The sequence below is a fragment of the Candidatus Hydrogenedentota bacterium genome (assembly GCA_012523015.1).
Classification (GTDB): Bacteria; Hydrogenedentota; Hydrogenedentia; order Hydrogenedentales; family CAITNO01; genus JAAYBJ01.
In genome coordinates this window covers 1-7618 of the sequence record JAAYJI010000062.1, presented here as the reverse complement: position 1 = coordinate 7618, position 7618 = coordinate 1, and the positions used below count along the sequence as shown (strand labels likewise).

At 51.5% G+C, this 7618-nt stretch carries 3 protein-coding genes; all 3 read right to left on the bottom strand.

Going from position 1 to position 7618, the window contains the following annotated elements; translation table 11 throughout:
• Positions 1–357: 357 nt before the first annotated feature.
• Genes cas2 through cas12b form a run of 3 tightly spaced genes read right to left on the bottom strand, consistent with a single transcriptional unit; the run spans position 358 to position 6835 of the window.
• Positions 358–648: a CRISPR-associated endonuclease Cas2 gene (gene cas2 / locus GX117_02660; GenBank protein ID NLO32247.1), complete on the bottom strand. Its 291-nt coding sequence runs from the start codon at positions 646–648 to the stop codon at positions 358–360.
• Between the two features lie 15 nt (positions 649–663).
• Entirely contained in the window at positions 664–2385 is a 1722-nt protein-coding gene (gene cas1 / locus GX117_02655) for a CRISPR-associated endonuclease Cas1 (protein NLO32246.1), read from the bottom strand.
• Positions 2386–2401: 16 nt separating this feature from the next.
• Positions 2402–6835: a type V CRISPR-associated protein Cas12b gene (gene cas12b / locus GX117_02650; protein ID NLO32245.1), complete on the bottom strand. Its 4434-nt coding sequence runs from the start codon at positions 6833–6835 to the stop codon at positions 2402–2404.
• Between the last annotated feature and the right edge of the window lie 783 nt (positions 6836–7618).

The following is a 7618-nucleotide window of genomic DNA, read 5'->3' as shown; positions in this document are numbered from 1 at the left end:
TGTGTGGTGTCCGTCGATGAGGATCGTTTCAAGCGGAGTCACCGCCGTGGGGAATTCACCTTTATTTTCAGGTATTTCGTTGCTGCTTTTCGAGCGTGGTTGTATTTGTCTTCTGATCCGACTCCGATCATTAGATTCGAATATCCTTTTTGTTCAATGATGACAGTGCTTGCGAGCATCCCCGGGGATCCCCTTCACCACCGCGATACTCGCGATGGTTTTTGCCCCTTCTAAAACGCTTGAAACAAAACTAATCGACGCTATAGTACACATTTTGATTGAACAAGAAGACACGTACTTATAGAATTTTCGCCTCCTTTAGAAGCGCTATTAGTATATCATAGCTATTTCGTAAAGTCAAATCACAACGAAACCCGATTCGTATTGGGGCAATGCCTGTCCGATGACTGTGACATTTTTGCGTGCCTCTTTCTCGTTTGGTCCGAGGTCAATGAATAGGGTCTGATCTTCTTTCAAATTCATTTCTCCCTCGAGATCTGTTTGCAGTCGTACCCGGTCAATATCTTTGAGGACACAAAAGAATATGGAATATTGCCACGCTTCTCCATAGCCTCTGAGTATTCGGTGTACTCTTCTGAGTCTTTTGGGATCTCTAATGTCGTATCCTACGAGATAACATCTGCGCATATGGTGCCCCCTTATTTATCGTGTAGTGAGAAAGGCTAATGAGGGTATTTCTTCGGCGAGCCATGCGGCAATCATGCGTGCGTGTAAAATAATCATGCGCCTATAACTCAGGCGATATTCAAAGAGGGGATGGGTAATCTCCGTATCCATTCGCCGACCCAACGCATTGAAGAAGCTTCTTCGTCCTGCGTCGGTGAAGGCGCATCCCGATACTGTCCTCATAAAATGACCTTCGGTAAGTTCCCCTTTGTTGAAGCAGGTGACGGCAATAGAATCGGCTATGAGGGGTCGAAAGGGTTCCATGAGATCCAGTGCAAAGGCAGGTCTTCCGGGTTTTGATACATGAAATCCTCCAATAGCGGGTTCTAATCGTGCGGTGCGCAGTGCCGCCGTGCATTCATGGGTCAACATGGTATAGGCGAAGGACAAGCAGGCATTGATGGGGTCGGGCGGCGGCCGCCGCTGTCTGCCGTTGTTATCAAATTCTTCGGCGACCTTTCCTTTAAACATTCCTGAAAAGTGTTTAAAATAGAGGGCGGCTGCCTGACCTTCATGTCCCCGTATGGATTCAATCGATGCTGCGGCTGCTGCGCTCTTCGCTTCTTTGGCGAGTTCATCGGCAACATTTTCAGGCAAGCCTTTGTGATTGCGCAGCAAGAGGGTTCGCTGGTTGGCAATCTTGGCGGTAATGAGGGCACGCGTCAATTCGAGGCACTTTTCGGCACAATCAAATTGGCGTACTTGGGCGCGGCGTATGGCGGCACTGACCGAATCGAGGGGATCAATGATGGCGAGCAATCGTCCTGCAGCCGACAAATAGGCAATGGGTATGTTCATGTTCGCCAATGCGTGAAGGGCCTGCGTGGTCAGCTGCACGGGACCGAGCAAGGACAGACTTTCAATGTTGGCAAGAGGAATGGTACGGACTACGGCTCCTGTTCTGTCGGTCACGCGCAGTTCCATGCCCCGTATGCCGATCTTCACGCCTTCCTGCTGCGCCACCACATGAATTCCATCATCGCGGGGCGGCCATATTTTGCGTGGTGTCAATTCATCGCCGGGCTTGGGCGTTCGCTGGTAATTGATTTCGTCGGGCAGGCACAGGGGCTGCAAGGAACAGCGGGGACAGCGGGGATCATTGACAAGGGGCAGAGGCCGCTCCCCCGCCGCGCAGTCTTTTGCCTGTTGAAGGGCTTCTAAAGCTTCTGCTTTCAAGGCATCATCGACCGGAATGGTGAGCTTTAATTTTTCGCTGCTGTAATAGAGCACCGCTTTGACCACCGTATAGCCTGCCTCTTCGAGGAGCAGCGCCTGAAGCCCCACTTGGACACGATCAATGGGCCAGGGCTGCGGCGCCTGGGCGGCTCGGTTGAAATCGTCTTCCTCCTCCTCCGTCTGCGGCGGCTTTGCAAAGAAGCGTTTAGGACGCCCCTTCCGGTACTCAATGGGTACGGCATATTTCCCATCGATTTCGGTCAAATCCAAGGTTGCCGTCAATTGTAAGTGGCGGCTCGACAGGACGAGGCTGCGTAAAACGGCGGGCCGCCCCGGATCTTCTTCTTCCGCAGCGCCCGCCGCTGGGCCGGTACTTGGCTGATCAACACGGCGGTGAACGGCCAAGCCCTTCTCCGTATCTTGGCTGGGGAGTTGAATGCCCTCCACTTGCATGTAATAAAACAGTCTTGGGCAGTAGATATACTCCGCCACATTTCTTGCGGGCCAAAAACTCTCACCCATATATCCCCCTTTCTATTTAGTAAGGAATATCCTCCTCATCTACAAAAGCTTTCCACGTTGCATCCATCTGTTCTTGCAAAATACGGACAACCCGTTTTTCCACGTCCTTATAATAGTCTTGGTAACTGCGCCACAGGCCGGCTTCTTCCGCTGCCACGGGCAAGGCAGAAGCATCGCGCCACAGATTCACAATGTCTTTTGCCGCGGCAGGTTTTTTAGCAGTTCCTTTTGTTGCGTCAAGATCGTCATCGCCCTGTTTAGGCAATACGAGATCCCCTTTGAAGACCTCGCTGCCGCCTACTTTTTTGGAATCAGGCTTGTCGTCTTTGGCGCTGCACGGCACATACCACCATCTGCCGGGCCAGTCCGGATCCAAGAGTGCGCGCAAGCCAATGTTGGCGGCAGCGTTCAAATCTGCTTGCAGCCCTGTGGCGGCAGGGGACGCGGGATCAGCGGCAACAAAGAGTTCCGCCCCATTCATGGGCACCCGAAGGGTGACCTTATCTGCAGCTGCTGCATCCTGTTTAAGTTCCCACTTTTTGTAAAGATCCATCAGATACTGTTGACGGGGGCTGTCTTTTTTCTTCCCGGCGCCAAGACGTTCATTTTTCCAATAGGCAGAGCCTATAAAGTCTTTCAGCGGCACATCCTGACAGCGCATGCCCGGCGCGCCGGTACGTGAATCTTGACGGGACGTATACGCGGGATATATTTCACGAAGATGCAGACCATGGAGGATACAGGCTTCCTCGAGGTATTTTTTGACTTTCGAAGATGCCCATGCCATAACGCCTCGATTTTCTCGCCGTGTCCGCGTTTGCTCGGGCCGGTAGTTGGTAAGGTCTTCGATCACAACGGCATGACAGGTTGCATCGACCCGTGTCTGCGGCCGCTTGGGATCTAAGATCAAGCCTGCACGGCGTATGCGTCCCACGCCCAATGCGGCTTCAGCAATACGGCTCGCCAGCTGCTTCACCCGCTGTTCCCGCAGTTGCTCAAGAGCATTCAACGACTTTTGTCCGAATTGTTCTTTTGTTTCTCTCTTGGTTCCATCGGGGCGCAGACGGGTGTAAAAGCCCACTTGCACCTTTCTTCGAAATTCGGTAAGGGTCGCAATACGCTTAACAGACAAGCCGCCCATCTTGTGTAAGGCTGGGTGGTTGCCTCCTTTATGTTTTCCTAAAATCCAATCGCCAAAGGAGCGCAACAGCTTTTTCCAGAGTTCGTCGTCTTCTCCCCATCGTTTTTTCCAGTGCGCCGCAATTTCTTCTGCAAGCGCCGGATTGGAAAAGAGATATTCGGCAGTAGGCTTCAATGCTTCCCTGCGCTTTTTATCTTGATTTCGGGAGCGTTTTAAATCTGCCTCTTCATCGATCTTTTTCAAAGCATCCGGTGCCAAGGGAAGGATAGAATTCGACCACAAGGTCTTTGCCTTCTCATCTTTCCACCAACGCATGGTACACAAATTATTCCAAAGGACCAGGGCGTCCACTATGATATCAACACGCCCCTTATCATCCAAGGGTAGTTTTTGACCGCCGGGTCTGGTCTTCTCATGGGTGATCAGATAATGGGCAATACGTGCCCTGTCGCTGTGGCGGCGGAGCGCCAAGGTCATTGTACGCACCGTGTCCGCCATCAAATCATCGACCGATAAAGAGGGTTTTGTAATACGCTCCTCTTCCGAAAGCTGTGTTGTATCTTGTTCGGAAGGAATCCAGCGGCCCTGCTTTTTCCACGCATCCAATTCCATCTTTTGTTTGTTGGTGCTGCCCCATCCGGAAGCGACGAGTTTATCGATGAGCGGCGACGTGCGGCCAAGGGTATATTCAATCCAATTAACCATGCCTATTTCTTCATGGGACGCCTTGCGCACGCCTTCCTCTTCGCCTTGGAGTTTGATCAGGAACTGGCGATCCAAACGCGCCCAGGGCGCGGGATGAACCTTACCATCAGGCAACAAGTCCGCCGCAATGCGCCGATAGACGACGGTACGGTCTCTTGCAGTCTTCAATCCCTTTTTCTGCAGCGCTGACGGTTCTTTCAGATGCAGGTATAAATCGGTCTGTGCAGGGGGTTTATGTCCTGCGGCAGCACAGGCTTTTGTCATTGCCTCGCTACTCAGAGTTTCCCACACGGCACAGGCAGCGGCATAGCGATGGCCAAGATCCACAGAAAGCACGCGCAGACCGGGCAGCCGCGAAAGGATCAATTTTGCCTGGGTACCTTTGCGCCCTTTGTTTTCTTCTGCAAAAGGAAAGCGATCAGGCTGCCCTTTAAGCTGAAGTTTTTTCCTATAATCATGCCAAGGCCCTTGGGGCTGAAGTTTTGCAGAAAAGGTGATCAACCACTGCAGCTGCTCTTGCATCTTTTCCAAGCGCAAGCGCCGCTCTTCATCGGAAAGCTTGGGATTGTCTCTTACTGCAGCCATCGCATTTAACTGACGCCGCGGCGCCTGCAAGCGGCCGTTCCAATCCTTTTGACCGAAAAGATCTATAATTTGGATCTTATTGTCTTTGCCTGCACCACCAACAGAGCGGCCCAATCGGTCGGCACGGGAAAGCTGAACGACTTCGCCTTCACCGTCAGGTTGGTCGATCGCAAGATCCTGCGCCAGTCGTTTCGATTGCCACTTGAGTTCAAGAGCTTTTATATGTGTCCCCGTCAGGAGATTCATAGACAGTCCGCGTACCTGATCTTGGGGCAAAGTTTGAGAGGCTTTCCCTTTCGGTTTATGTACGTTGTATCGAATTTCCCACCGGGAATTTCCGAAATCGCAAAATACGGGGTGCAACAAAGCGTCGGGATGTCGATAAGCAGGCACCTTGAATCGGCGCTTCTTGAATTCTGCGTCTGACGCCGCCGCGTAGTCAAGGAGTGGCTGGGGATCGGAAGCTTTCTCTACATCTCCGTTTTTATGCCAAACACACAAGGCGTCCTCTTGAGCCAAGGCTTCAAAAAGCTGTATATCCCCGAATTTCTTGATCTCAGGATCGGACTGTAAGGTACGGGCGACATCAATTCGATCTTCACAGCCTTGGCACTCAGGCTTACTCCAAGCAGCGACCACTTCCTTCCATCCGCCCAAGGCACGCCTGCCTATACGATAAGCATCCAATGCTCCGGAATATTTAGAGCGCTCCTCACAAAAAGAATCGAGCCATTGTTTTATATTTTCGGGAACACTTGAAATTTTGGCGGCATTCTCTTCAAAACTGCGACGCTCACCCTCGGCTATTTTTATCCACGTATGGGCTAAGGAAACGCGGCGGGCGGCATGGTCAAGAATTACGGCGAACTCGCTATGGCGCGCAGTCCCCCATTTGTAATCTTCAGGAAAAGAAGAATAATCTCTTACAGAAACCGGAGTGCCATCTTTGGCAGAGCGATAGGTAAAACCTGCTACCCCTTCAACGTTTTCTAAAATAGCATTGGCATAGGATAAGGGACCCTTAGAACCGGTTTTCGCTCGAGAGTTCTCCGCGTCCTTCGTCGCTAAATCGCAAAACTTTTCTATAAGACTCCGATCCACCGTGGCTGCGCCGCCAAGCTCATGAACACAATTCCGAGTAGCACTTTTATATCCGGGTCCACTGATTAAATTTAATACGCCGGTCACATCATCCGATTCCGGCTTAAATTCGGAAAGCCATTGGGCAAGATCGGCAATAGTTTCTGTCCCGGAATGTCCCTCCTTGGCAGCGGTGCCCCAGGCAGCCATGGCGTCGTAGACCTTCGCCATGCGTGCAAAGTCGGCCCCTGCGCCTGTCCCAAAACGGCTGCTAAGCCACTGTCCCGCCTTTTGCACAAGATCCTTTGCCTTTTCTTCTGTCGTGCCGGAAGCGACACCGTCTTCCCCCTCCTCGTCCGGGCTTTTCATAGCTTTGAGATAAGCCTCCGGAGTGCCAAAGAAGCGTTCCAACAAATCCCAGATGTCCTTGTCGGAAACGGGAAAAGCTAATTCGGCATAGGCTTGGCTGCGGTTGACCCAAACGGCATCTTCGCGAATCGCTGCCTCTAAAGAGGACGCACAGTCTCTTTTCCACTGCTCAATTTCAGGATCATCAAGCCCTTTCTTTCGCAGGATTTCGACAAAAGCTTTCAGCACCATATCGCTGCGTGTCTTGGCAAGGTCAGTGCCTGATGCAACCCGATATTTTTTCGGCGCGCCCCGTTCAGATTCCACAGAAAGCCAAGACAGCGCCAGCATGATACGCCTGTTTTTGCGTTCTGTTTCCTCAAGTTTACGATCGGCCGTGTCCTCCGCCAAGCGGTGATCCAGACCGCCGCGCAGCGTGAGCAGCCAATTGCCAAAGACCTGAGCGCCCTTGTTGACCGCTTCATGGGTGCGCCATACGGCGTCACGCCAGGCAGTATCTACCGGATCCTTGCCGCGAAGTTTCAGGGTGTAGGCCCGTTGTGTCATTTTCGGCTGATAGTTTTGTGTCATGACAATACTCCCTTTTGATAGAACACCTAATATTCCTCGAAGATTAGTTCGAAGACCTTTCACTTCCACATTCGATTACGAACACATAGCTTTATGATACACATAATTACATGGAAAACAAAATATTACATAAACATCCCCGCTGGTTCCCAACATCCCTGCTGGTTCCCAACTTTCCAGTGGGGAACCCAATAGGACGCGAAATTTCATTTCGCAAAGTTCCCCTAAAGCTTTGATCGTCCATGATATCTGTGGCGCGTGTCCATGACCCGCCCTGTCGGTGGCGGTGCAGGCGGCGGTGCAATCCCTGCTTCTTGCCCTATACCCGCGTCGCCGCAACACCCCGAAACCACGCCTTGACCCAACACCTGTAGGGGCGAGATTTATCGCGCCCTCGGGTGTCACCCATTCTAAAATACCGCCCCTAAAGAAATGCTGTCTCGCCTTGATTTGAGACGATTATAAAATTGCATTTCCCATTGATAATGTGCAAGAATACAATCCAAGAAGACAATGCCTTGTCCGGCATAATATCCAGTTTAATATGAATACGGATAAAGATTGTGAGTTCTAGCGCGAACCCCAAGCACACATGAAAACCCTGGGAGGTTCGCGCTGAGCTTAACCTTATATATAAGAATTACTTAGCGTGTTGACAAAAAACGAACAAGCGCTCTCGACGAACTTTTGGAGGAGGTTCGCGATTTACAGCACTTTTACCCAATGCTATCAGGGGTCAAAATGATAGGCGGTCGCACCCCGCGCGGGTGCGTGTATTGAAAC